The sequence below is a fragment of the Amycolatopsis sp. w19 genome, from assembly GCF_051373225.1.
GTDB lineage: Bacteria > Actinomycetota > Actinomycetes > Mycobacteriales > Pseudonocardiaceae > Amycolatopsis > Amycolatopsis japonica.
On sequence record NZ_JBPQFM010000001.1, the window covers coordinates 160,028 to 183,398 of the forward strand.

The 23,371-nt window shown below is 70.8% G+C and carries 23 protein-coding genes; 16 read left to right on the plus strand and 7 right to left on the minus strand.

All coding sequences use genetic code 11. From position 1 onward, the window contains the following. Window positions 1–71 precede the first annotated feature (71 nt). Genes ACSMFO_RS00690 through ACSMFO_RS00700 form a run of 3 tightly spaced genes read right to left on the minus strand, consistent with a single transcriptional unit; the run spans window position 72 to window position 3,301 of the window. A complete protein-coding gene (locus ACSMFO_RS00690; RefSeq protein ID WP_436456340.1) occupies window positions 72–1,247 on the minus strand; it encodes a 4-hydroxybenzoate 3-monooxygenase in 1,176 nt (391 codons plus the stop codon). Window positions 1,248–1,279: 32 nt separating this feature from the next. Next, the gene (locus ACSMFO_RS00695; RefSeq protein WP_360084295.1) at window positions 1,280–2,050 is read right to left on the minus strand and encodes an IclR family transcriptional regulator; all 771 of its coding nucleotides are present in this window, start codon (window positions 2,048–2,050) and stop codon (window positions 1,280–1,282) included. 12 nt (window positions 2,051–2,062) lie between these two features. Next, window positions 2,063–3,301, minus strand: coding sequence for an ArsB/NhaD family transporter (locus tag ACSMFO_RS00700; RefSeq protein WP_436456342.1), 1,239 nt, complete (start codon window positions 3,299–3,301; stop codon window positions 2,063–2,065). Window positions 3,302–3,372: 71 nt separating this feature from the next. Here ACSMFO_RS00700 and ACSMFO_RS00705 point away from each other — a divergent pair, with 71 nt between their 5' ends. After that, the gene (locus ACSMFO_RS00705; protein WP_436456344.1) at window positions 3,373–4,596 is read left to right on the plus strand and encodes an FAD-binding protein; all 1,224 of its coding nucleotides are present in this window, start codon (window positions 3,373–3,375) and stop codon (window positions 4,594–4,596) included. Here the strand turns inward: ACSMFO_RS00705 and ACSMFO_RS00710 are convergent. After that, window positions 4,593–4,943, minus strand: coding sequence for a hypothetical protein (locus ACSMFO_RS00710; protein WP_436456345.1), 351 nt, complete (start codon window positions 4,941–4,943; stop codon window positions 4,593–4,595). The two genes, ACSMFO_RS00705 and ACSMFO_RS00710, sit on opposite strands and share 4 nt — an antisense overlap. A 111-nt stretch (window positions 4,944–5,054) precedes the next feature. On the opposite strand from ACSMFO_RS00710, the gene ACSMFO_RS00715 reads away from it, so the two are divergent. Beyond that, the gene (locus ACSMFO_RS00715) at window positions 5,055–6,233 is read left to right on the plus strand and encodes a PLP-dependent aminotransferase family protein (RefSeq protein WP_436456346.1); all 1,179 of its coding nucleotides are present in this window, start codon (window positions 5,055–5,057) and stop codon (window positions 6,231–6,233) included. A 174-nt stretch (window positions 6,234–6,407) separates the two neighbouring features. Here ACSMFO_RS00715 and ACSMFO_RS00720 read toward each other — a convergent pair whose 3' ends face one another. Then, on the minus strand, window positions 6,408–7,112 hold the full coding sequence (locus tag ACSMFO_RS00720; RefSeq protein WP_073842563.1) for a FadR/GntR family transcriptional regulator: 705 nt from the start codon (window positions 7,110–7,112) through the stop codon (window positions 6,408–6,410). Between the two features lie 145 nt (window positions 7,113–7,257). Here ACSMFO_RS00720 and ACSMFO_RS00725 point away from each other — a divergent pair, with 145 nt between their 5' ends. The 4 genes from ACSMFO_RS00725 to ACSMFO_RS00740 are packed head-to-tail and all read left to right on the plus strand — an operon-like array spanning window position 7,258 to window position 12,097. Further along, window positions 7,258–8,535, plus strand: a complete 1,278-nt coding sequence (locus tag ACSMFO_RS00725; RefSeq protein ID WP_436456347.1) for an SLC13 family permease — start codon at window positions 7,258–7,260, stop codon at window positions 8,533–8,535. Window positions 8,536–8,546: 11 nt separating this feature from the next. Then, window positions 8,547–9,962 (plus strand): acyl-CoA synthetase, encoded by a 1,416-nt coding sequence (locus ACSMFO_RS00730; RefSeq protein WP_436456348.1) that lies wholly within the window; start codon window positions 8,547–8,549, stop codon window positions 9,960–9,962. Next, complete coding sequence (locus ACSMFO_RS00735) at window positions 9,955–11,211, plus strand: carboxyl transferase domain-containing protein (RefSeq protein ID WP_436456350.1); 1,257 nt, start codon at window positions 9,955–9,957, stop codon at window positions 11,209–11,211. Before ACSMFO_RS00730 ends, ACSMFO_RS00735 begins: the two co-directional genes overlap by 8 nt. 10 nt (window positions 11,212–11,221) lie before the next feature. After that, entirely contained in the window at window positions 11,222–12,097 is an 876-nt protein-coding gene (locus ACSMFO_RS00740; protein WP_436456351.1) for an SGNH/GDSL hydrolase family protein, read from the plus strand. On the opposite strand, the gene ACSMFO_RS00745 is transcribed toward ACSMFO_RS00740, so the two are convergent. Next, complete coding sequence (locus ACSMFO_RS00745; protein WP_436456353.1) at window positions 12,024–12,974, minus strand: helix-turn-helix domain-containing protein; 951 nt, start codon at window positions 12,972–12,974, stop codon at window positions 12,024–12,026. The genes ACSMFO_RS00740 and ACSMFO_RS00745 overlap by 74 nt on opposite strands. 81 nt (window positions 12,975–13,055) lie before the next feature. Between ACSMFO_RS00745 and ACSMFO_RS00750 the strand changes: the two genes are divergently transcribed. Next, window positions 13,056–14,057 (plus strand): saccharopine dehydrogenase family protein, encoded by a 1,002-nt coding sequence (locus ACSMFO_RS00750; protein WP_436456355.1) that lies wholly within the window; start codon window positions 13,056–13,058, stop codon window positions 14,055–14,057. On the opposite strand, the gene ACSMFO_RS00755 is transcribed toward ACSMFO_RS00750, so the two are convergent. Further along, window positions 14,047–14,547, minus strand: a complete 501-nt coding sequence (locus tag ACSMFO_RS00755; RefSeq protein WP_436456356.1) for a D-alanyl-D-alanine carboxypeptidase — start codon at window positions 14,545–14,547, stop codon at window positions 14,047–14,049. The genes ACSMFO_RS00750 and ACSMFO_RS00755 overlap by 11 nt on opposite strands. Window positions 14,548–14,701: 154 nt before the next feature. Between ACSMFO_RS00755 and ACSMFO_RS00760 the strand changes: the two genes are divergently transcribed. From ACSMFO_RS00760 to ACSMFO_RS00800, 9 genes are all read left to right on the plus strand, one after another. Next, the gene (locus ACSMFO_RS00760) at window positions 14,702–15,436 is read left to right on the plus strand and encodes a response regulator transcription factor (protein WP_038514478.1); all 735 of its coding nucleotides are present in this window, start codon (window positions 14,702–14,704) and stop codon (window positions 15,434–15,436) included. Further along, window positions 15,433–16,839: an ATP-binding protein gene (locus ACSMFO_RS00765; protein WP_436456357.1), complete on the plus strand. Its 1,407-nt coding sequence runs from the start codon at window positions 15,433–15,435 to the stop codon at window positions 16,837–16,839. Before ACSMFO_RS00760 ends, ACSMFO_RS00765 begins: the two co-directional genes overlap by 4 nt. Next, on the plus strand, window positions 16,836–17,297 hold the full coding sequence (locus tag ACSMFO_RS00770; RefSeq protein WP_436456358.1) for a GerMN domain-containing protein: 462 nt from the start codon (window positions 16,836–16,838) through the stop codon (window positions 17,295–17,297). The genes ACSMFO_RS00765 and ACSMFO_RS00770 overlap by 4 nt, the downstream gene beginning before the upstream one ends. Before the next feature lie 608 nt (window positions 17,298–17,905). After that, a complete protein-coding gene (gene dhbA / locus ACSMFO_RS00775; RefSeq protein ID WP_436456359.1) occupies window positions 17,906–18,655 on the plus strand; it encodes a 2,3-dihydro-2,3-dihydroxybenzoate dehydrogenase in 750 nt (249 codons plus the stop codon). Window positions 18,656–18,784: 129 nt separating this feature from the next. Further along, on the plus strand, window positions 18,785–19,978 hold the full coding sequence (locus ACSMFO_RS00780) for an isochorismate synthase (RefSeq protein ID WP_436456360.1): 1,194 nt from the start codon (window positions 18,785–18,787) through the stop codon (window positions 19,976–19,978). After that, complete coding sequence (locus tag ACSMFO_RS00785) at window positions 19,975–21,597, plus strand: (2,3-dihydroxybenzoyl)adenylate synthase (protein ID WP_436456361.1); 1,623 nt, start codon at window positions 19,975–19,977, stop codon at window positions 21,595–21,597. Before ACSMFO_RS00780 ends, ACSMFO_RS00785 begins: the two co-directional genes overlap by 4 nt. Further along, window positions 21,594–22,265, plus strand: coding sequence for an isochorismatase family protein (locus tag ACSMFO_RS00790; RefSeq protein WP_360133923.1), 672 nt, complete (start codon window positions 21,594–21,596; stop codon window positions 22,263–22,265). Before ACSMFO_RS00785 ends, ACSMFO_RS00790 begins: the two co-directional genes overlap by 4 nt. Beyond that, entirely contained in the window at window positions 22,262–22,495 is a 234-nt protein-coding gene (locus ACSMFO_RS00795; protein WP_038514458.1) for a phosphopantetheine-binding protein, read from the plus strand. Before ACSMFO_RS00790 ends, ACSMFO_RS00795 begins: the two co-directional genes overlap by 4 nt. Further along, complete coding sequence (locus tag ACSMFO_RS00800; RefSeq protein WP_436456362.1) at window positions 22,492–23,346, plus strand: siderophore-interacting protein; 855 nt, start codon at window positions 22,492–22,494, stop codon at window positions 23,344–23,346. Before ACSMFO_RS00795 ends, ACSMFO_RS00800 begins: the two co-directional genes overlap by 4 nt. Window positions 23,347–23,371: the final 25 nt, after the last annotated feature.

Genomic DNA, 23,371 nt, shown 5'->3' on the forward strand with positions numbered 1-23,371 from the left:
AGCTCTCCGCCGGAGATCGGGACGTCCGGCCACGCGGGGGCGATCCTATGCGGTGGCAACGCCTCGTGTGGTCAGAATCCGATGGGCAGTCCCGCGTAGTTCTCCGCGAGCCCGGCCCGGCCCGCTTCGCTCCGCGCCAGCCACTGCAGCTGCGAAAGCTGCAACTGCCGTTCGAACGGATCGTCCGAACGGTGCAGCATCGTCGTCATCCACCACGAGAAATGCGTACACCGCCAGACCCGGCGCAGCGCGGTGTCGGAGTAGGCGTCGGCGAGCGTGAAGTCCTTGTCCCGCACCAAAGCGGCGAGCGCGGGGGCGAGGAGGGCGACGTCGGCGACGGCGAGGTTGAGCCCCTTGGCGCCAGTGGGCGGCACGATGTGGGCGGCGTCGCCGGCGAGGAAGAGACGGCCGTGCCGCATGGGCTGCTGCACGAAACTGCGCATCGGCAGCACGCTCTTGTCGGTGATCGGTCCCGGCGTGAGCGTCCAGCCGTCCTGGCCGTGGCCGAGCCGGGTGGCGAGCGCCTCCCAGATCCGCTCGTCGGACCAGTCGCCGATGTCGGTGCCGTTGGGCACCTGCAGATACAGCCTGCTGACGGTGGCCGAGCGCATCGAGTGCATGGCGAAACCGTCGGGATGCCAGGCGTAGATGAGCTCGTCGGTCGACGGGGCGACGTCGGCGAGGACGCCGAGCCACGAGTAGGGATAGGTGCGCTCCCAAGTCTGCTTCGCGGCGTCGGGGATCGCGGTGCGGCAAGGCCCGAACGAGCCGTCGCAGCCGACGACGACGCCGGCGTCCAGCCGCTGCTGTACGCCGTCCGCGTCGGTGAAGGTGACGTACGGCCGGTCGGTTTCGATGTCGTGCACGGCGGTGTCCGTGACCTCGTAGTGGATCTGTTGCCCGGCCGCCTCACGTGCCTTGCCGAGGTCCTTCGTCACCTCGGTCTGGCCGTACACGGTGACGCTTCGCCCGACCAGGTCCACGAAGTCGAGATGGTGCCGTTCCTCCGGCCACTGCAGGTAGATCCCGCGGTGCTCGTCGCCCTCCCGGTCCAGCCGCTCGCCGAGACCGGTCTCGCGAAGGAGGTCCACTGTGGACTGTTCGAGGATGCCCGCCCGGATCCGCGCCTCGACGTACTCGCGCGAGCGGGTCTCCACGAGCACCGATTCGACCCCCGCCAGATCGAGCAGATGCGAAAGGAGAAGTCCGGCCGGGCCGGCGCCGACGATGGCGACTGGGGTACGCATGACCGGAGTCTGGTCGCGTGGCGGCCGAAGGCCTAGCGTTCGCTTCCACTCAGTGAAACCCGCAGGCTCCGTCCGATCCCGGCGGCCGCGACCTGGAGGGCGGCGATCAACCTTGCCCGGCCGCGGCTCAGATCCGGGACGACCAGGCCGAGCGCGGCGACGACGTCGCCACCGGACGGCCGGATCGGGACGGCGACCGAGCAGGCGCCCCGGCTCATCTCCTCGACGGTCTGCGCGTAACCCTCCCGGCGGACGCGTCGCAATTGTTCGCGCAGGCGCCCTGGTTGAGTGACGGTGTACGGCGTGACGCGGGTCAGCGAGGCGAGGACCTGACGCTGGACGTCCTCCGGCGCCCACGCCAGCAGGACCTTCCCGACCCCGGTGGCGTGCAGCGGCAGCCGTCCGCCGATCCGGCTGACGACCGGCACGGACGCGTTCCCGGACAGGCGGTCGAGGTAGAGCACCTGGTCGCCGTCCCGCTCGCCGAGGTGCACGGTGGCGCCGGTCGCGCCGTAGAGGTCCTGGAGGAACGGAGCGGCGACCTGTCGCAGTTCGAACTGCACGGGCGCGAGCAGCCCGAGATCCCACAGGCGCCTGCCGACGGCGTACCGATCTTCGCGCCGCTCCAGTGCGCCCAGGCCCACGAGATCGCGCGCGAGCCGGTGTGCGGTGGGCAGCGGCAGGCCGGCGCGGTTCGCGAGTTCGGTCAGCGACAGCTCGCGATGGTCGACGTCGAAGGCGCCGAGCAGCGCGAACGCCCGCGAGACGACACCGGCGCCGGGCGTGGACAGATTGCCGGGCATGCGCTCATGTTCTCACTGAGTGGAAGTCAAGGCGAGGCCGAGCCACAGGCCGGCGACGGCGAGCACGATGGACGCCGGAACGGTCAGCAGCCCGAGCCGCGTGAACTCGCCGAGATCGGGCCGGGTGTCGTGCCGGTGCAGGATCCTCCGCCACAACAACGTCGCCAGCGAGCCGACGTAGGTGAGGTTCGGGCCGAGGTTGACCCCGATCAGCACGGCCAGCACCACCGGTGTCCCGCCCGCGGTGGCCAGCGGCAGCAGCACGAGCACCGCGGGCAGGTTGTTGATCAGGTTGGCGAGTACGGCCGCCACCGCGGCGGCACCGAGCAGGGCGAGGAACGAAGTCGACGTCGGCATCAGATGGCCGAGCGCCTCGTCCAGTCCGTTGTCGACCACGGCGCGGACCACGATCGCCAGCGCCAGCACGAAAGCGACGAAGGGGATGCTCGCCGAGCGGACGATCGTGGCGGGGGAGGTCCGCCGCCGCGCGAGCGCGCGGCAGGCAAGGACGGCGGCTCCGGCGAACGCGGCCCACGCGGGGCTGACGTCCATCAGCGACGTGACGACGAAACCCGCCAGCGTCAGCCCGAGCACGACCAGGACGAACGTCGGGACCTTCCCGGCCGTGACGACCTTCCCGCCCCGCGGCCGGGCCGCCAGGTCGGCGGCGAAGAACCGGCGGAACACCAGGTATTCGGTGAGGACCGCCGCGAGCCAGGGCAAGGTCATCAGCGCGGTGAACCGCAGGAACGAGATCCCGGTCGCGGCGACGGCGAGCAGATTGGTCAGGTTGGACACCGGCAGCAGCAACGAGGCCGAGTTCGCCAGATGCGTGCAGGCGTAGGCGTGCGGTTTGGCCCGCGCGCCCATCCGTGCGGCGGTGGCGAACACGACGGGGGTCAGCAGGACGACGGTGGCGTCCAGGCTGAGCACCACGGTGACCGCCGCCGCGACCGCGAACACCGCGGGCAGCAGCCGTCGAGGCTTCCCCCGGCTGAACCGCGCCATGAGCGTTCCCGCCGCTTGGAACAGCCCTTCGTCGTCGCACAGTTTGGCCAGGACGAGCACCGCGGCGAGGAAGCCGACGACCGGCGCGAGCCTGGTGACCTCGTCGAGGGCGTCGGGGAACGAGATCGCACCCGCCACCAGCACGATCCCGGCGGCGGGGACGGCGGCGACCGCCTCCGGGAGGCCGCGTGGCCGGATCACCGCGAAGGCCAGGACGATCAGCAGGAGCGCGATGGACAGCATCTCGCCGGGAATGCCGGTCAGCGTGAACCTCCTCGGTGTCGAGCCGACCTCGGCAATCTAGGCTGGGCCTGGTGGGCGAGACGAACTGGGCGGGCAATCAGACCTTCACCGCGGAGCGGATCCTTCGCCCGCGCGATCTCGACGAGGTCCGGGAAACGGTCGCCCGTGCGGTCGCGGTCAAGGCTCTCGGCAGCAGGCACTGCTTCAACGACATCGCGGATTGTCCGGGTGGTGTCCTGATCGATTTGTCCGCGCTCGGCACGGAGGTCGTCGTCGACCCGGAGTCGGCGACGGTCACGGTGCCCGCGGCGGCCCGCTACGGCGACGTCGCCGTCCAAGTGCACGCGGCCGGTTTCGCGCTGGCCAACCTCGCTTCGCTGCCGCATTGCACCGTGGCGGGCACTGTCGCGACGGCGACCCACGGTTCCGGGCGGCGTAACCAGAGCCTCGCGTCCGCCGTGTCCGGTTTGGAGCTCGTCACCGCCGACGGCGAGGTGAAGGAGTACTCCCGGCACGACGGGGTCGTCGTCGGGCTCGGCGCGCTGGGTGTGGTGACGCGGCTGACCCTCGATCTGGTGCCGGCCTTCGATCTCCGCCAGGACGTCTTCGACGGCCTGCCCTGGGAGTCGGTGTACGAGCACTTCGACGAGATCCAGGACGCGGGTTACAGCGTCAGCCTGTTCACGAACTGGGCCCGCGACGAGGTCGACCAGGTCTGGGTCAAGGGGCCCGGGCGGCCGGGCGCGGACTTCTTCGGCGCGAAGGCGGCGGACGGGCCGCGGCATCCGGCCCACGCGGCGGGCATCCCGGCGGACAACTGCACGCGGCAGCTCGGGGTGACCGGGCCGTGGCACGAACGGATCCCGCATTTCCGCCTGGATTTCACGCCCAGTATCGGGAACGAGCTCCAGACCGAGTACTTCGTGCCCGTCCGGCACGCCGTCGCGGCGATGGAGGCGATGCGCGCCATCGGCGACCGCCTGGCACCCGCCCTGCTCACCTCGGAGATCCGCACGGTCGCGGGAGACGAGCTGTGGCTCAGCCCGTTCCACGGCGGCGACCGGGTGGCGCTGCATTTCACCTGGCTGCCGGACGAGGACGCGGTCCGGGCGCTGTTGCCCGTCATGGAGGACCGGCTGGCGCCGTTCGACGTCCGGCCGCATTGGGGGAAGCTGTTCCACCGCGCGGCCGATTACCCGAAGCTGGGTGATTTCCGGGCGCTGGCCACCGAACTGGACCCGGACGGCAAGTTCCGGAGCCCGTTCGTCCGGCGGCACGTGTTCGGGGAGGGCTAGTCCGACTGCGACCAGGCCGCGACGGGCAGCGCGAGATACACACCGACGTCGTCGACGCCGGTCGCGGACTCGATGCTCGTGCGCAGCAGGTCCACCCGCTCCTGACGGTTGTCCGCCCGGCTCGGGAACCACTTCGAGCGGACCTCGACGAGAAGGCCGAGTCCGAAGCGGTCGAACGGTCCCGGGGTGCGGAAGCGCAGTTCCACGTCGCCCGGCTGGAGGTCGCCGTCGTAGGGCTCCTCGGGGCATTCCACCGCGACGGACACGAGATGCGGCAGGACCGAGCCGAGTTCGCGCAGTGTGGCTTCGGGAAGGTGGGGCGCGTAGGTGATTTCCACGAGTGGCACGAACAACAGCCTAGGGCAGGCGAAACTGCTATCGTGGCGGTAGTTGCCTGCTCGCACGGGAAGATCCCCGGCTGCTGCACTGGAGCCGCACGTTTCTCCCGAGGAGCTTCCATGTCTCTTCCCCTCGCCCGTCGTATGGACGGCGTCACCAGTTCTCCCGTGCGCGACCTGCTCGCGCTCACCGCCCGTCCGGGCGTGATCTCGTTCGCCGGCGGCGTGCCCGCGCCGGAACTGTTCGATGTGGACGGCCTCCGTGCCGCCTTCGACCGGGCGCTCGCGGACGGGCCCGCCCAGCGCGCCCTGCAGTATTCGCCCACCGAAGGGAATCCGCGGCTGCGTGAGCTGCTCGCGGAGCGGCTGTCCGGTCGCGGAGTCCCGACCACTGTGGACGATCTCCTGATCACCACGGGTTCGCAGCAGGGTCTGCAACTGCTGAGCACCGCGTTGCTCGACCCCGGCGCCACCGTGCTGGTGGAGGAGCCGGTGTACCTCTCGGCGTTGCAGTGCTTCCAGCTCGCCGAGGCGCGGATCGTGCCCGTCCCCGGTGACGAAGAAGGGATCGACCCGGTCGCGCTGGACGAGATCGCCGCCAGGGAACGGCCTTCGCTGCTGTATCTCGTCCCGACGTTCTCGAATCCGTCCGGGCGCACGGTCAGCCCGGAGCGGCGGCGTGCGCTCGCGGAAGTGATCGCGCGCCACGGGTTCTGGCTCGTCGAGGACGACCCCTATCACGAACTCAGATATCGCGGCGAACGCGAGGAACCGCTGTCGGCCCGCCCGGAGCTCGCCGGGCGCACGATCTACCTCGGCACCTTCTCGAAGGTGATCTCCCCGGGGATGCGGCTGGGCTGGTTCCGAGCACCGAATGAGCTCCTGCGGCGCGTCACAATCCTCAAGCAGGCGACCGATCTGCACACGTCGACCATCGATCAGGCGGCCGCGGCCGAGTATCTGGCCGCCGCGGACCTCGACGCGCACGTGCGGCGGCTGTGCGCGACCTACCGCGTGCGCCGGGATGCGATGATGGCCGAACTACCCGCGATCACGCCGCACGGAACGACGTGGACCGACCCGGACGGCGGGATGTTCGTCTGGGTCACCCTTCCCAGTGGTGCGGACACGGACCGGCTGCTGCCCGAGGCGTTGCGTCACGACGTCGCTTACGTGCCGGGCTCGGCGTTCCAGGTGGGGGAGCCGGACCGGTCGGCGCTGCGGCTGTCGTTCGCCTCGCACGGGCCGGAGACGATCGCCGAAGGGCTGCGGCGGTTGGGCAAGGTCCTGTCGCCCTGATCGCCGGGTCCCGGTTTTCGGCACCTTCCGCAGTGCGCGGATGGACGACACACGTGATCAGCGGGACGACACGCGTGTCCAGAGGGACGACTCGCCGTGTCGTCCAACCAATCACGCGTGTCGTCCGTCCAGTCACGCGAAACGGCCAACCCTGCACAAGGGTGTCCTCGTGCGTTAGTCGGCCTGCGGATCCCAGGTCAGCAGGCGGACCTTGCTGACGGTCTGGACGTGCTGCCGCATCGCGTTCGCGGCCGCCTTCGGGGCGCCCGCCCTGATCGCCTCGGCGATCTTCTGGTGCTGGCTCAGCGAACGCCACGGCCTGCCGGGCTGCCGCAGCGACTCGTTCCGGCTTTCCGCGATCTGCGTGTCGATCGAGCGCATGAACTCGGCGAGGAGGGCGTTGTTCGCGGCGGCGGTGATCGCTTCGTGGAACCGGCGGTCGCCTTCGGCGCCGTGCCCGCCGTCCTCGATCTCGGACTTCATGAACTTCAGTGCCGCGTCGATGGCGGCGAGATCCTCGTCCGATCGCCGCAGCGCGGCCAGTTCCGCCAGCTTGGTCTCCATCGCTTCCCGGGCTTCGAGCACTTCCGGAAGCCGGCTGCGACGGGCGACGAGTTCGTCGACCGGCTCGACGTCGAGATGATCGTTCCGCAGGTAGGTGCCCCCACCGTGGCGTGACTCCAGCAGCCCCTGCACTTCGAGCACGACGATCGCCTGCTTGATCGACGCGCGGCTGACCCCTAGCCGCTCGGCGAGATCGCGTTCGCTGGGGAGCTTGTCTCCCGCGTGCAGGCCGGACTCCTCGACGTGCGCCTTGATCCGCTCGACGACCTGCTCGTAGAGCTTCGCCCGGTTCAACCGGCTCAACGCCTCCGGCACTCGGTTCCCTCCCTTGACTGGACAAGTGGCTCAGCCAATTTACCACTCATCCCTTGACAGGCTGAGCCACTCGCAGGGAAAGTGGCTCAGCCACTAGTCCACTCGGCCACTCGCCAGGGGGCTCCCGCCGTCAAGGAGGACGGTCATGTCCGCCCAGCTGATCTCGATCCTCGTCCTCGTGGTGATCTTCGCGCTCGCCACGACCCGCTCGATCAACATGGGGGCGCTGGCCTTCGCCGGCGCGTTCCTCGTCGGAACCCTCGCCGGTGGACTGGACACCGACGGCATCTTCGCCGGTTTCCCCGGCGACATCTTCGTGGTACTGGTGGGGGTCACCTACCTGTTCGCCATCGCCAGGGCCAACGGCACCACCGACTGGCTGGTGGCCGCGGCCGTCCGGCTGGTCGGCGGCCGGATCGCGCTCATCCCGTGGGTGATGTTCGTGGTCACCGGCGCGCTGACCGCGATCGGCGCGGTGAGTCCGGCGGCCTGCGCGATCGTCGCGCCGATCGCGCTCGGTTTCGCCGCCCGCTACAAGATCAGCCCGCTGCTCATGGGCGCCATGGTGGTGCACGGCGCGCAGGGCGGCGGATTCTCGCCGATCAGCGTCTACGGCTCGATCGTCAACGGGATCGTCGAACGCAACCACATCGCCGGCAGCCCCGTGGTCCTGTTCTTCGCCAGCCTGGGCATGAACCTCGCCATCGCGGGCGTCCTCTTCGTCGTCCTCGGCGGGACCAAACTGCGGCGCCGCCAGCTCGTCACGGCGGGCGCGGGCGGAGCCGAGACCGACGAGGAGCCGCTGCCGCACGAGCAGCGCATTCCCTTGGACGGCCCCAAGATCGTGACGCTGACCGGGCTGATCGCGCTCGTCGTCGGCACCCTGGTGTTCGATCTCGACCCCGGGCTGACCGCGATCACCGTCGCCGTCCTGCTCAGCGTCGCGTGGCCCAAGACCAGCCGTTCCGCGGTCTCGGAGATCACCTGGCCGACCGTGCTGCTGATCTGCGGCGTGCTGACCTACGTGGCGGTGCTGAAGGAGATCGGTACCATCGACTACGTCGGCAACGCGGTCACCACCGTGGGGATCCCGCTGCTCGCGGCGCTCCTCCTGTGCTACATCGGCGGTGTCGTCTCGGCCTTCGCGTCTTCGGTCGGGCTGATGGGCGCGCTGATCCCGCTCGCCGTCCCGTTCCTGGCGCAGGGCACGATCGGTCCGGTCGGCATGATCGCCGCCCTCGCGGTCTCGGCGACGATGGTGGACGTCAGTCCCTTCTCCACCAACGGCGCGCTCGTCCTCGCCAACGCGAAGGACGTCGACCGCGACAAGTTCTTCAAACAACTTCTGGTCTACGGGGCGCTCGTGGTGGCCGTCGTGCCCCTGATCGCCTGGCTCGTGTTCGTCGTGCCCAACTGGGGCTGAGGAGGAGATCCATGCTGTCCGGACTGACCGCCGGGAACGACCGCGTCGCCCTGCGCTTCGGTGACGAATCCCTGACCTACGGCGAACTCGCGTCCGTCGCGGGCCCGATCGCCGCCGGGCTGGCCGGTCGCACACGGGTCGCGGTGTGGGCGACACCGTCGCTGCGGACCTGTGTCGCGATCGTCGCCGCGCTGACCGCCGGAGTCCCGGTGGTGCCGATCAACCCGAAGGCCGGATCACGCGAACTGGCGCATATCGTCGCCGACAGCGCGCCGGATCTGGTGCTGGCCGAGCCGGAGTTCGCGCTGCCGCCGGAACTCGGTGCGCTGCAACGTGTTCCGGTCGAGCTCGACGTCGCGGGCACGCCGTGGCGAGGCGACGAACCGGATCCGGAGGCTCCGGCGTTCGTCATCTACACGTCGGGCACCACCGGCCCACCGAAGGGCGTCTTGCTCCCGCGTCGCGCGGTGGCGTCGAATCTCGACGCGCTCGCCGAGATCTGGGACTGGACCGAAACCGACGTCCTCGTGCACGCCCTCCCGCTCTTCCACGTGCACGGCCTGATCCTGGGCGTGGTCGGTCCGCTGCGGCGGGGCGGCTCGCTGCATCACCTCGGGCGGTTCTCGAGCGAAGCGGCCGCGAAGGAACTCGCCGGGGAAGGGACGATGCTCTTCGGTGTCCCGACGATGTATCACCGGCTGGCGGCCGACTGCGAGGCCGATCCCGCGCTGGCCGCCGGGGTGGGCTCGGCGCGGCTGCTCGTGTCGGGTTCGGCGGCCCTGCCCGCGACCGACCACGAGCGGATCACCGCCGCGACCGGGCAGCGCGTCGTCGAACGCTATGGCATGACCGAGACACTGATGAACTGCGGTGTCCGCGCCACGGGGGACCGGCGGCCCGGTGCGGTCGGCCCGCCGGTGCCCGGTGTCGAACTGAGGCTGGTCGACGACGCCGGTGAACCGCTCGACGGCGAGACGGTCGGCGAGATCGAGGTCCGCGGACCGAACCTGTTCCTCGGCTACCTGAACCGGCCGGACGCCACGGAAGCCGCGCTGCACGACGGCTGGTTCAAGACCGGCGACATGGCGATCCGCGATCCGGACGGGTACGTGCGCATCGTCGGCCGCCGCGCCACCGACCTGATCAAGAGCGGCGGCTACAAGATCGGCGCGGGCGAGATCGAGAACGCGCTCCTGGAACATCCGGGGGTCGCCGAAGCGGCCGTCACCGGGGAGCCGGACGACGACCTCGGCGAGCGCATCGTGGCCTGGATCGTCCCCGCCGCGGACAAGCCGACGGCGGCCGAACTCGCCGACCACGTCGCCGGACTGCTGTCACCGCACAAGCGGCCGCGGGTGGTGCACTACCTGGAAGCGTTGCCCCGCAACGAGATGGGCAAGGTCCTCAAGCGGGCGCTCCATGACTGACCCGCTGGGCTGGGACGGTTACGCCGATTCCCTGGCCCGTGCCACGGAACGCACGGGCACGGACGAGTCGGTCGCCTGGGAGCGCGCGAAATTCGGCGGCCACGAGGTCGTGACGATCCGTTTCGAGTTCGGCTTCCTCGGCGGCTCGGTCGGCACCGGGACCGGCGCGCTGCTCGAAGAGGCGCTCGATCAGGCCTGCGCGCACCGGCTGCCCGTCGTTTCGCTGCTGTCCACGGGCGGCACGCGGATGCAGGAAGGCGTTCCCGCGCTGCGGCAACTGCAACGGATCGCCCGCGGTCTCGCGCGGTTGCGGCAAGAAGGCCTGCCGCACATCACCGTCGCGCGACACCCCACCACCGGCGGCGTGTGGGCGTCCCTCGGCGCCGACGCCGATGTCGTGCTCGCCGTGCCCGGCGCCCAGGTGGGCTTCGCCGGACGCCGGGTCCGGCCGCCGTGGTACGCCGACGATCCCGCTTATACGGCGGAAAGCCAGTACGCGGCCGGCTATGTCGACGAACTGGTGACCGAGGACGCGATCGCCGACCGGCTGGAGGTCTGGCTCGGTCTGCTGACGGGCGGTTCCCGGAACCGTCCGGCTGATCTGCCTCGTGCGCTCGGCACCCTGGAACCCGCGCCGGACGGCTGGCAGGCCGTCCAGCGCGCCCGGTCGGCGGACCGGCCCCGCGCGGACGCTTATCTCGACGACTACTTCGACACTCGCGTCACCCTCCGGGGCGGCATCGACGACGGCGCCGTCTGCGGGATCGGCGGCCGGGGTGGACGGGCGATCGCGTTCGCGGCGCAGACCGGGACACCGACCACCCCCGGCGGTTTCCGGTCGGCGACCCGGCTGATCCGCCTCGCCGACCGGCTGGGGCTGCCGGTGCTGACGCTCGTCGACACCCCGGGCGCCGCCGCCGATCCGGCCGCGGAGACCGGCGGCGCCGGGAACGCGATCGCCGAGCTGTTCGGCACGATCGCGGCGGCCGAGATGCCGATCACCACCCTGGTGATCGGCGAGGGAGGATCGGGCGGCGCGCTCGCCTTCTGTTCGGCGGACCGGATCTGGCTCACCCCGGACGCCTGTTTCTCCGTCATCGCCCCGGAACTGGCGGCCGGGATCCTCAAGCGGGGCCACGAGGACGTCCCCGCCCTCGCCGACGCGCTGAAGCCACGCCCCGAAGATCTGCTCGCCCTCGGTGCCATCGACGGCATCGCGGGACCGGAACCGGTCACCTTTACGAGATAAGGGGTTCGACATGTTCAAGCGGATATCCGCCGCGGTGCTCGCCGCGGCCTCGGTCGCTCTTCTGGCCACTCCGCCCGCGCAGGCGGACGCACCTGCCCGCTATGTCGCGATGGGCAGTTCCTTCGCGGCGGGGCCGGGAATCCCGCCGCAGCGGCCCGGAACCCCGGCGGCGTGCGGACGTTCGACGAAGAACTACGCGAGTCTCGTCGCCGGGCAACGCGGTCTGGCCCTCACCGATGTCACCTGCAGCGGCGCGACGACGGCGAACATCCTCACCGCCGGACAGTCCGGGCAGCCGCCGCAGATCGAGGCCGTCACCCGGGACACCCGGCTCGTGACGATCACCATCGGCGGCAACGACGTCGGCTACGTCGGGAGCCTGTTCACCTACGGCTGCCAGAACACAGGCGGCACGAACTGCGGCCAGGTCGACCGGAACGCCGTCCGCACGGCGCTCACCACGGTGCACGAGAAGATCGGCGCCGTCATCGCGGCGGTCCATCGGCGCGCGCCGCGGGCACGGGTGCTGGTCGTCGACTACCTGACGATCGTTCCGGGCGACAGGCCCGCCTGCGACGGCGTTCCGCTCACGCCGGAGCAACTCGCCTTCGAACGCGAGGTCGCGGACCGGCTGGCGGCGGCGACCCGGCGGGCGGCGCGCGACGAGCGGGCCTCCCTGATCCCGGCGGCCGCGGCGAGCGCCGACCACGACGCCTGCGCCGCCGTTCCGTGGATGGAGCGCTACACGACCGCGCAGGGCCGCGTGCCGTACCACCCGAACGAGGCAGGGATGGCGGCCGTCGCGGACCTGATCACGGCACGGCTGCGCCAGCCGCGCGGAAGGTGCGGCGGTAGCTGTCCGGCGGCACACCGACCGTCCGGTTGAAGTGCCGCCGCAACGTCGCGGCGGTGCCCATCCCGGTGGCCTCCGCGATCAGGTCGACGCTGTCGTCGGTCCGCTCCAGGAGTTCCTGCGCGCGGCGGATGCGCTGGGTCAGCAGCCAGCGCAGCGGCGTCGTCCCGGTCGCCGACCGGAAATGCCGGGCCAGGTTGCGGGAACTCATGCTGGCCTGCCGGGCGAGGTCCTCGACGGTCAGCGGCCGGTCCAGCCGTTCGGTGATCCAGGGGAGCAGCCCGCCGAGCGGATGGTCGTCCTGGTCGGGCACCGGGGTGGTGACGAACTGGGCCTGCCCGCCCGCGCGGTGCGGCGGGACGACCAGACGGCGGGCGACGGTGTTCGCGACCGCCGAACCGTGGTCGCGACGGACCAGGTGCAGGCACAGGTCCATCGCGGCGGCCTTGCCCGCCGAGGTCAGCACGCTGCCGTTGTCGACGTAGAGGACGTCGGGATCGACCTCGACCGAGGGATACCGGGCGGCGAGGACGTCGGTGTGCGCCCAATGCGTGGTCGCGCGGCGGCCGTCGAGCAGGCCGGCGGCCGCCAGGACGAACGCGCCCGTGCACAGGGAGGCGACCCGCGCGCCCGCTTCGTGGGCGGCACGGACGGCCTCGACCAGGTCCGCGGGCGGATCGACGTCGATGTCGGCCCAGCCGGGGACGATGACGGTGCCGGCGCGCGCGAGGCGATCGAGCCCGTGATCCGGTTCGAGCAGGAAGCGCCCGACCTTCACCGGCTCCGCGCCGTAGACCCCGAATTCGTACAGACCCGTGTCGAAGACCTCGTGGGCGATGGACAGCTCGAACTGCAGCATGCCGTCCGTGGCGGCGAGGGCGACCGTACTCACGTCCGAAAGTGTACGCATGATGGCGTTCCGGACACTGTCGATCGGCGGGCTCCGCCTACAGGATGGTCCACAGTGGATCGACCGAGGGCAGGAGAAACCATGGGTACGTACGACGTCGCGGTGTTCGGGGCCTACGGGCACACCGGGCGGTTCGTGGTGGCGGAATTGCGCGAGCGGGGCTTCGGCGTACTCGCGGTCGGGCGCGACGGGGCCAAACTGCGCGCCCTGCCTTGGTCCGACGTCGAGATCCACCGGGCTTCGGTCGACGACCCGGCTTCGCTCGACCGCGCGTTCGCAGGCGCGGACGCGGTGATCAACGCGGCCGGGCCGTTCGCCGACACCGCCGCACCGGTGATCGAAGCAGCGCTGCGGGCCGGCGTCCCGTACCTGGATGTGGCCGCGGAACTCGAAGCGAACATGGACACCTTCGCGGACTTCGGCGACCGTGCCGGGGGAGCGACGGTGATCCCGGCGATGGCGTTCTTCGGCGGGCTCGGCGACCTGATGGTCACCGCCGCGATGGGCGAGTGGACTTCCGCGGACGAAGCGCATATCGCGTACGCGCTGAGCAGCTGGCATCCGACGGAGGGGACCCGCGCGGCGGGCAAGGTTTCGCGGGAACGGCGTGACGGCAAGCGGATCCGGTTCTCCGGTGGCCGGATCGAACGCCGCGAGGACGCGCTGCCGGAACTGGACTGGGACTTCCCCGCGCCGTTCGGGACCCGTGCCGTGCTCGGCGAGTTCACGATGGCCGACGTCGTCACCGTCCCGAGCCACCTCGACATCCCCGAGGTGACCACGTACATGACCGTGAACGCGGCCCGTGAGGTGGTGACGCCCGAGACGCCGACACGTGCCGCGGAGGGCCCGTCCGCCGAGGAGTTCGTGGTCGACGTCGTCGTGCGGTCCGGCGGGGAGGAACGGCGGATCGTCGCGCGGGGCCAGGACATCTACGCGATCACGGCACCGCTGGTGGTGGAAGCCGTCCAGCGTGTGCTCGACGGGCGGGTCAAGGCCACCGGGGTCGTGTCGGCGGGCGAGATCTTCGACGCGCCGGCCTTCCTGGCGGCGCTGGCGCCACGGATCACCGTCACCGGGTGACACCGGCCTGCCAGCCCGGATGCGGCAACCGCGCGGGCGGAGCCTCGCCGGGCCGGTACTCGAAATGCCACCATTCGTTGTCGTAGATCCGGTAGAGCGCGAAGCGGGCGCCGTGGTCTTCCAGCCACTGCGCGCCCTCGCGCGGCCGGACGTCCAGCGCGGTGCCTCGGACGTGCGCGGAATCCTTCGGCGGCAGGACCCGCTTTCGTCCGGCCTCGGCGAGGAACAGCCGATGCTGCTCGGCGGCGTCGCGATGTCCCGAGGTGACGCCGAGGAGTGTGCGATGCCGCCAGAACGCCTCGGTTCTGGCGTCGGTGAACGCGGCGAGCGTTCCGGAGGTGAGCCCGGCGAGGTTCTCGGCGGGGAAGCGCAGCGACAACGCCCATCCGCAGGCGAGACGGCGGGCCTGACCGGGGGAGGCCAGCCACGCCGGGATCAGCAGCAGTACCGCGAGGACGCGGGTGATCGCCGCGAACACGAGTTCTTTCATGCCGTCAACGGTCGCCGCCGCCTGTCCGAACCCGATCGCGGCGAAGTGCGCGGACGCCGACGAAAATGTCACCGTTCCGCACGGATCACGTCGTGACGCAACGATGACATTCCGTGGACGTTCCGCGGAAACAGGGCGGGCACCATGGCGTGTCATGGACGAGCGGATTCCGTCCGGCGCTGCGATAGTCGTCGGCATGCCCAGGGTGCTGCTCATCGAGGACGACCAAGCCGTGCGTGACGGGCTCAGCATGGCGCTGGGCGGACGCGGCCACGCGGTCGACGCGGTGGCCACCGGCGAGGAGGGCCTCGCCCGGCTCGCGTCACGGCCGCCGGACATCGTCGTGCTGGACCTCATGCTGCCCGGACTCGACGGCTTCGAGGTCTGCCGCCGCATCCGCGCGGCGGGCGATCTGCCGATCATCATGCTCACCGCGCGCAACGAGGACATCGACGTGGTGGCCGGGCTCGCCGCCGGCGCGGACGACTACGTGGTCAAACCCGCCAGGGCCCAGGTATTGGAGGCCAGGATCCGCGCGGTGCTGCGCCGCACCGGGCAACCGGCGCCCGCGGTACCCGCGCCCGTCGAGATCGAGCGTCACGGCGATCTCGGCATCGACCGTGCCGGGCTGACGGTGACCAAGGCGGACAAGCCGCTCGCCCTCGCCCCGACCGAACTGCGGTTGCTGCTCGAACTCACCCAGGTCCCCGGCCGGGTGCTCAGCCGCCAGTATCTGCTGGAAAGCGTGTGGGAGCACGGCTACTTCGGCGATTCCCGCGTCGTCGACGCCTGTGTGCAGCGGCTGCGCGCGAAGATCGAGGACGATTCGTCCGCGCCGGTGTACGTGCAGACGGTCCGCGGGTTCGGCTACCGGTTCGGGCCGCTGTGAAGCTTGGGGGTCTGCGCACCCGCCTGCTCCTGGCTTTCAGCCTGCTGGTCGTGATCACCGCGGCGACAGTCGCCGGAGGCGGCTACGTCCAATCCCGGACCCTGATCCTCCAGCAGGCTCAGGACGCCACCGCCCGCGTGCTGGTCGACAAGGCCACCGCGCTGTTCCCCCTCGGCCCGCTGCCCCCGGGGGACGGGACGCTGAGCCGGATCAGCGGCGAACTGTCCGATCGTCAGCTGAGCTCCTTGGTCCTGTTCGAGGACAGGGCCAGCGGGAACCAGCAGATGCGGTCCTTGATCTCGCCGGAGCTTCGCGAGCGGGTCCGGGCCGGAAACGTCGCCTGGCAACGGGTCGACTCCGGGGGCACGCCGATGCTGGTGGTGGGCACGAGGTTCACGGTGCTGCTTCCCGGTGGGCAGCAACGGGATTCGGGTATCGAGGCCTACATCGCGCGCAGCATGGTGCCGGAGGCGACGAGTATCGACGAACTCGCCACGCGGGCGTGGCTGATCGGCGGCGTGGCGCTCGTTTTCGCCATCGGGCTGGCGCTGCTGGCCGCCCGCGGTGTCCTGCGGCCGGTGCGGGAACTGGGTGACGCGGCGAAGCGGCTGGGCGAGGGCGACCTGCGGGCCCGGATCAGCGTCCGCGGCTCGGACGAACTGGCCGGGGTGGCGCGGACGTTCAACGAGACGGCCGAATCGCTGGAACGCCACGTCGGGGAGCTGGAACGGATGGAAGCCGACGCGCGGCGGTTCGTCGCTGACGTCTCGCACGAACTGCGCACCCCGCTGGCCGCGATGACCGCGGTCGCGGACGTGCTGGAGCAGGAGGCGTCGAGTCTGCCGGGGGACGCCGGGCGCGCGGCGAAGATGAGCATCGAGGAGACGCACAACCTGACCCGGCTGGTGAACGACCTCATCGAGGTCTCCCGCTTCGACGCCGGGGCCGCCGCCCTGGCCCCGGAAGAGGTCGACGTCGCCGAGGTGATCACGGCGAGCCTGCGCATCCGGGGCTGGACGGGCGAGGTGGAGGGAGACCTGCCCTCCGGGATCTTCGCCGAGTGGGATCCCCGGCGGGTGGACGTCATCGTGGCGAATCTGGTCGGGAACGCGTTGCGGCATGGGGAAAAGCCGGTCTCGCTCCGGCTTTCCGAAGCGGGGGAGCAGATCACGGTGGAGGTCTCGGATCGCGGTCCCGGACTGGCGCCCGAGGTGCTGCCGCACGTGTTCGACCGGTTCTACAAGGCGGATTCGGCGAGGGCGAGGTCCGGCGGCAGCGGACTCGGGCTGGCGATCGCCTGGGAGAACGCCCGTCTGCACGGCGGGATGTTGAGCGCGGCCAACGGTACCGACGGTGGCGCCGTGTTCACCCTGCGCTTGCCCCGGCGGGGAGGGACAGCATGAGGAAGACCTGGCTCGCGGCACTTCTGCTCGTCTCGACGGTCTCGGGTTGCGGCGTCCGGCCCAGTGCCGTGATCGCCGGCGCGCCCGCACCGGTGGGACCCGCCAACGCCGCGGTGCTCTACTTCCTGTCCGGTGGGCAACCGGTCAGGGTGCTGCGCCCGCTCGCCGAGGAGCTGCCCCCGGCGAGCCCCGTCGACCTGCTCGCCGCCGGACCGGACGAGAGCGAGCGGGAACGGCAGTACACCACGGAAGTCCCGACCGGCACGGCGGTGCTGGACCAGACGCCCGCGCCGAACGGGGTCACGGTGACGCTGTCGGTCGGCGTCGCCGGGTTGTCGTCGAAGGCGGTCGATCAGATCGTGTGCACGGCCAGGGATTCCTTCGGTGGAAGCGCGCAGATCACGTTGCGGGGCGGGGGATCCGTGCGCGGTCCATTGACTTGTCCCTTGCCTGGCTAGGGGGCGTGAGTGGCGATTCGGTTTAGGGCCAAGAGCGTCTTAGCTGCCCAAGTACATGAAGGCCCCCTTCCTTGCGCCTAGGTACAGGAAGGGGTCCTTCATGTACTTCAGGCGAGCCCCGGCGCCGGCAATGAGCCCGCCGAACGCGTCGTGAGTGGCGATTCGGGTCAGAACCAACCGTGTCCTGAGTACCTACTGGCGGTCTTGCGTGACTGGATGGACGGCACACGTGATCGGACGGACGACTCACGGCGAAAGCTTCGCCGGGAGCGTGTCGTCCATCTGATCACGTGTGTCGTCCGTGGATCACACGTGCCGTCCGCCCAATCACGCGAAGCCACCGTCTCGGTACAGGTGGTCGTGAGTGGCGTTTCGGGTTCGAAACACGAATCGCCACTCACGACCACTTCGACCAACTCGGTGCCGGTGCTGCGTCGGCACTTCACGGACCGCGGCCAAGCACACACGCACCGCGCGCACGACGGCAATTTTGCCGTCCAGGGCCCAAGAAGGAGTGGCCCGAATCACCGGTGTCGGTCCCTCGCTTTGTCCGGTTCCGCCCGCTAGCTTAGGCAAGGCTAAGCAAACGGACGTGGGGTGGTTGTGGCGTGGAGGGGATCGAGGGCAAGGTCGCGCTCGTCACCGGAGGCGCGCGCGGGATCGGGGCGGCCGTCGTGGACGGGCTCGCCGAGGCCGGCGCGATCGTGGCGGCGGTGGACCTGGTCGAAAGCGCTTCCCGGGACGGGGTGGCCTCGTTCGTCGCGGACGTCGGGGATCCCGCCGCCGTCGCGCGGGTGGTCGGCGAGGTCGAAAACGAACTCGGGCCGATCGGCATCGGGGCGTCCGTCGCGGGTGTGCTGAAGCCCGGGTCCGTCTGCGACACGAGCGACGAGGACTGGGCGGCGACCTTCGCGGTCAACTCCACCGGCGTCTTCACCGTGCTCCGCGAGATTTCCCGCCGGATGTTGCCCCGCCGGAGCGGTGTGCTGGTGACGGTCGGGTCGAACGCGGCGGGAGTCCCACGCAGCGGGATGGCCGCGTACGCCGCTTCGAAGGCCGCGGCGACGATGCTGACCCGCTGTCTCGGGCTCGAACTCGCCGGTTCCGGCATTCGCTGCAACATCGTCTCGCCCGGCTCGACCGACACCGACATGCAGCGTCTACTGTGGACGGACGAAAACGGCGCGGACCGTGTCATCGCGGGAAATCCGGAGCAATACCGCGTCGGCATACCACTGGGCCGGATGGCGGAACCCGCCGATATCGCCGACGCCGTCCTGTTTTTGGCCTCCGATCGCGCGCGGCACATCACGATGCAGAACCTCTACGTCGACGGCGGCGCGACGCTCCGCGCGTGATCTCGATGACGCAACGAAGACTTTTCGGGTCCGTACGATTAGGTTAGGCTAACCGAAAGTCGGCGCTTTCGTACTGGGGTGTCACGGGCGCCTGTTCGGTCAGTAGCATTCGCGAAAGGGAATCCAGTCGTGTCCTCACCTGCACCGGCCCGACCAAGGCCGGTCCACCAGGCGGCCGATCTGCTGGCGGCGTATCTGCCCGGATCGTTCTACTACTCGTCCGCTCGAGGATCGCTGCTTGCCGACGGCGTGTACGCGCCGGTCCACGCGGCGCCCGGGAAGCGTGCCCGCGCGGCCGCCGAAGTCCTCGACGCCGCTCTCGTGGCGGGAGTGACCGAACCCGTCGTCGCCGGCGCGATCGGATTCCGGCCCGACGCGCCGAGCAGCCTGGTGGTGCCCGCCCTGGTGCGCAAGGCGGGACCACCGAAGGCGAGTGGTCCGGTCGCCCCGCTGGGCGGGAGTTGGACGGTGTCGCCGCGGCCCGCGCCGGAGGTCTACACCACTGCCGTGGCGAGGGCGCTGGAGGAGATCCGCGACGGCGACCTCCGCAAGATCGTGCTGGCCCGCTGCCTCGACGTCACCGGCGGCGACCCCGTCGCCGTGCCGCGGCTGCTGGCGCGCCTCGTCCACGCGGACCCGGCCGCCCACGCTTTCGCCGTCGACGTCAGCGCGCCGGGGGATCCCGCGCCGCGTACCCTGATCGGCGCGAGCCCGGAGCTCCTGGTCTCCCGCCGCGGTCGCGTCGTCACGGCCAACCCGCTGGCGGGATCACGGCCGCGAGTGGCCGACGACGCCGGGAACTCCCGGCGGATCAAGGATCTTCTGGCGTCCGAAAAGGACCGTGACGAACACGCGCACGTCGCCGCCCAGGTGGCCGAAGTGCTGGGCCGGTTCTGCGTCGACCTCGACGTCCCCGCCGAACCTGAGGTGATCGGCACGCCCACGATGTGGCACCTCTCGACCAAGATCAGCGGACGGCTCGCCGACGTGACCGACGCCGGTGCGTCCGCGCTCGGACTGGCCGAGGCACTGCATCCGACACCGGCGGTCTGCGGTGTCCCGACCGGACTCGCCCGCGACACCATCGCAGCGCTCGAACCCGAGGATCGCGGCTATTACGCGGGTCTCGTCGGCTGGACCGACCAGGACGGTGACGGCGAATGGGTCGTCACCATCCGCTGTGCCGAAGTCCGTGACCGGACCGTCCGGCTGTTCGCCGGCGCGGGAGTGGTGGCGGGTTCCGATCCGGCGGCCGAACTCGCCGAGACCGGCGCGAAATTCGGCACCATGCTGCGGGCCCTCGGTCTGGAGGGAGTGGAATGACCGCCGACCACGTGCCCTGGCCGCCGGAAACCGCGGCGCGCTACCGGGCTTCGGGATACTGGCGCGGCCAGACCTTCGGCAAGCTGCTGACCGGCCTCGCCGAGGCCTACGCCGAGCGTCTCGCCGTGATCGGCGAAAACGCCCGCTGGACGTTCGCCGAACTCGACGAGCGGGCGCACCGGCTCGCCGCGGGATTCGCCGGAGCCGGGATCCAGGCCGGTGACCGGGTCGTCGTGCAACTGCCGAACGTGCCGGAGTTCGCATCCGTCGTGTTCGGACTGTGGCGGGCAGGCGCGCTGCCGGTGTTCGCGCTGCCCGCGCACCGCGCGAGCGACCTGCGGCATTTCGCCGAGCAGAGCGAGGCCGTGGCGATCCTGACCGTCGGCGAACACGAACGATTCGACCACGCGGCCATGGCACGCGCGGTCGCCGCCGAGATTCCCTCGGTGCGCAACGTCTTCGTCGTCGGCACGGAGGAATTCGCCGAGCTCGAAGCGGCGACTCCGCGCGCCCTGCCGGACCCCGATCCGGCGGGCGTCGCGTTCCTCCAGTTGTCGGGCGGGAGCACCGGCCTGCCCAAGCTGATCCCGCGCACGCACGACGACTACCTCTACAGCGTCCGGGAAAGCGCCCGGATCTGCGGCCTGCGCCCGGAAAGCGTGTACCTGGCCGCGTTGCCGGTCGCGCACAACTTCCCGCTCAGTTCGCCCGGTCTGCTCGGCGCGCTGCACGCGGGCGCGGCGACGGTGTTCGCGCCGCGTCCCGACGCCGACACCGCGTTCCGGCTCATCGAGGCCGAGGGCGTGACGATCACCGGGCTCGTGCCGCCGCTGGCCGCCGCGTGGACGCAAGCCGCCGCGCGGACCACCCGCGATCTGTCCTCTTTGGACGTCCTGCTGGTCGGCGGCGCGAAATGCGCCCGTGAACTGGCCGAGAAGATCGGACCCGCGCTGGGGTGCCGTCTGCAGCAGGTGTTCGGCATGGCCGAGGGCCTGGTCTGCTACACCCGGCTAGACGACCCGGACGAGTACGTCCTCGCCACCCAGGGACGGCCGATCTCGCCGGACGACGAGATCCGCGTGGTGAACCCGGACGACCCACTGTCCACTTCGGACGATGTCGTCGCGCCGGGAGAGACTGGCGCACTGCTGACCCGGGGGCCGTACACGATCCGCGGCTATTACCGCGCCGAGGAGCACAACAAGACCGCGTTCACCGAGGACGGTTTCTACCGCACCGGTGACCTCGTGCGTCGGCATCCGTCGGGACATCTGGAAGTGGTCGGCCGGGCCAAGGAGCAGATCAACCGCGGTGGCGAGAAGGTGGCCGCGGAAGAGGTCGAGAACCACCTGATGGCCCACCCCGGCGTGCTCGACGCCGCCGTCGTCGCGGTGCCGGACCCGTACCTGGGCGAGCGCACCTGCGCGTACGTCGTCCCGGCTGCCGGCGCCGAGCCCGCCGCGGCGGAGCTGCGCCGGTTCGTCCGCGAGCGCGGGGTCGCGGCGTTCAAGGTGCCCGATCTGGTCCAGGTGGTGCCGGAGTTCCCGGTGACCGGTGTCGGCAAGACCAGCAAACGCGAGCTGCGGGCGGCGCTGGCCGCCCTGGCGAAGGAGAAGTGAACGTGTCACTGCCCAAGATCGAGCCCTACGCCCTCCCGACGGAGGCCGAGCTGCCCGCCGGACGGGTCGGCTGGAAACCCGACGCCGCCCGTGCCGCGCTGCTGGTCCACGACGCGCAGCGGTACTTTCTCGCGCCGTACGCGGGATCCCCGGTCCCGGAGATGGTCGCGAACATCGCCGCGCTGGCCGATGCCGCCCGCGCCGCGGGGGTCCCTGTGTTCTACACCGCGCAGCCCGGCCACCAGGCCGCCGAGGACCGCGGCCTGCTCACCGAGTTCTGGGGCGACGGGATCGGCGCGGTCATCGACGACGATCCGGCCGCGGCCGACGTGGTGGCCGAGCTCGCCCCGCAGCCGGGGGACAAGGTCCTGACGAAATGGCGCTACAGCGCGTTCCAGCGCAGCACATTCACCGAGCAGCTCGCCGAAGCGGGCCGGGATCAGCTGCTGATCACCGGGGTCTACGCGCATATCGGCTGCCAGGCCACCGCCGTCGAGGCGTTCATGCGCGACATCCAGCCGTTCCTGGTCGGCGACGCGGTCGCGGACTTCTCGCGCGAACGTCACGACCAGGCCTGCGAGTACGTCGCCCAGCGCTGCGGCGCACTGACCACCACGGCCGCCGCGCTCGCCGCGCTGGCCCCCATCCACGCGGGAGCACAGCGATGAGCCTGACCGTCCAGAAGATCCACGCCGACGTCGCCGAACTGCTCGGCTGCGACCCGGCCGAGCTGAAGCCGGAGACCGACCTGACCGATCTCGGCCTCGACTCGATGCGGATCATGGGCCTGGTCGAGCAGTGGCGTACCGAGGGTGCCGACACGCTCGAATTCGCCGACCTGGCCGAGCAGCCGACCCTCGGCCACTGGACGCGGGTCCTCACCGGGAGCGCGACGTGAGCCGCGCCGACCATCGCCACCGGCACCTGGAGCGCATCGCCGAGGTCCGTGCGGGACGGCATGCGGAGAAGGTTCCGTATCCGATCCGCATCCGGCAGGCCGAGGTCTTGCGTACCGAGATGATCGGTTCCGGGCTGCTCCGGGTCACGCTCGGCGGACCGGGAACGGCGGGTTTCGAGGCGCATTCGCCCGACGAACACGTGAAGATCCTGTTCCCCGAACTGGACCCCGAGCCGCGGCTCCCGGTGCAGGACGGCGACATGCTGCGCTGGCCGAAGCCGTCGCCGACGTCGCGCGAGTACACGGTCCGCCGGTACGACCCGGCTTCCGGGGAGCTCGACCTCGACGTCGCGCTGCACCAAGGCGGGCTCGGCTCCGGTTGGGCCGAGAAGGTCACGCCCGGCACGCCGGTGCACGTCGCCGGTCCGCCCGGCGGGCTGATCGTGCCGCACAACTACGACCGCTACCTGCTCGCCGGTGACGTCACCGCGCTGCCCGCGATCGCGCGCTGGCTCGAAGAACTGCCGCGTACCGCCGCGGGCTGGGCGTTCATCGAGGTCACCGGCGCGAGCGAGGAGATCGAGCTCTCCGCGCCCGAAGACGTCGAGGTGCACTGGCTGCATCGAGGCGACGTGGCGCCCGGCGCGTCCGACGTTCTCGCCCGTGCGGTCCAGACGATCGAGGTCCCCACCGGGGAACGGCTCTACGCCTGGGTCGCCGGCGAAGCGGGGCAGATCAAACCGCTGCGCCGCTGGCTCAAGAACGACCTCGGGCTCGGCAAGGACGACCACGACGTGACCGGTTACTGGAAACGCGGCGTCGCGGACTTCGACGACGAGCACGACCACTGATCCCCACCAAGAAAACCGAGGAAAA

Bases quoted from the DNA above. Each gene is read 5' to 3' on its own strand.
- ACSMFO_RS00785 (WP_436456361.1), top strand. From the start codon at position 19,975: ATGACCGCCGACCACGTGCCCTGGCCGCCGGAAACCGCGGCGCGCTAC.
- ACSMFO_RS00760 (WP_038514478.1), top strand. From the start codon at position 14,702: ATGGACGAGCGGATTCCGTCCGGCGCTGCGATAGTCGTCGGCATGCCC.
- ACSMFO_RS00755 (WP_436456356.1), bottom strand. From the start codon at position 14,547: ATGAAAGAACTCGTGTTCGCGGCGATCACCCGCGTCCTCGCGGTACTG.
- ACSMFO_RS00745 (WP_436456353.1), bottom strand. From the start codon at position 12,974: ATGCGTACACTTTCGGACGTGAGTACGGTCGCCCTCGCCGCCACGGAC.
- ACSMFO_RS00695 (WP_360084295.1), bottom strand. From the start codon at position 2,050: ATGCCCGGCAATCTGTCCACGCCCGGCGCCGGTGTCGTCTCGCGGGCG.
- ACSMFO_RS00690 (WP_436456340.1), bottom strand. From the start codon at position 1,247: ATGCGTACCCCAGTCGCCATCGTCGGCGCCGGCCCGGCCGGACTTCTC.
- ACSMFO_RS00770 (WP_436456358.1), top strand. From the start codon at position 16,836: ATGAGGAAGACCTGGCTCGCGGCACTTCTGCTCGTCTCGACGGTCTCG.
- ACSMFO_RS00735 (WP_436456350.1), top strand. From the start codon at position 9,955: ATGACTGACCCGCTGGGCTGGGACGGTTACGCCGATTCCCTGGCCCGT.
- ACSMFO_RS00730 (WP_436456348.1), top strand. From the start codon at position 8,547: ATGCTGTCCGGACTGACCGCCGGGAACGACCGCGTCGCCCTGCGCTTC.
- ACSMFO_RS00715 (WP_436456346.1), top strand. From the start codon at position 5,055: ATGTCTCTTCCCCTCGCCCGTCGTATGGACGGCGTCACCAGTTCTCCC.
- ACSMFO_RS00740 (WP_436456351.1), top strand. From the start codon at position 11,222: ATGTTCAAGCGGATATCCGCCGCGGTGCTCGCCGCGGCCTCGGTCGCT.
- ACSMFO_RS00750 (WP_436456355.1), top strand. From the start codon at position 13,056: ATGGGTACGTACGACGTCGCGGTGTTCGGGGCCTACGGGCACACCGGG.
- ACSMFO_RS00700 (WP_436456342.1), bottom strand. From the start codon at position 3,301: ATGCTGTCCATCGCGCTCCTGCTGATCGTCCTGGCCTTCGCGGTGATC.
- ACSMFO_RS00725 (WP_436456347.1), top strand. From the start codon at position 7,258: ATGTCCGCCCAGCTGATCTCGATCCTCGTCCTCGTGGTGATCTTCGCG.
- ACSMFO_RS00795 (WP_038514458.1), top strand. From the start codon at position 22,262: ATGAGCCTGACCGTCCAGAAGATCCACGCCGACGTCGCCGAACTGCTC.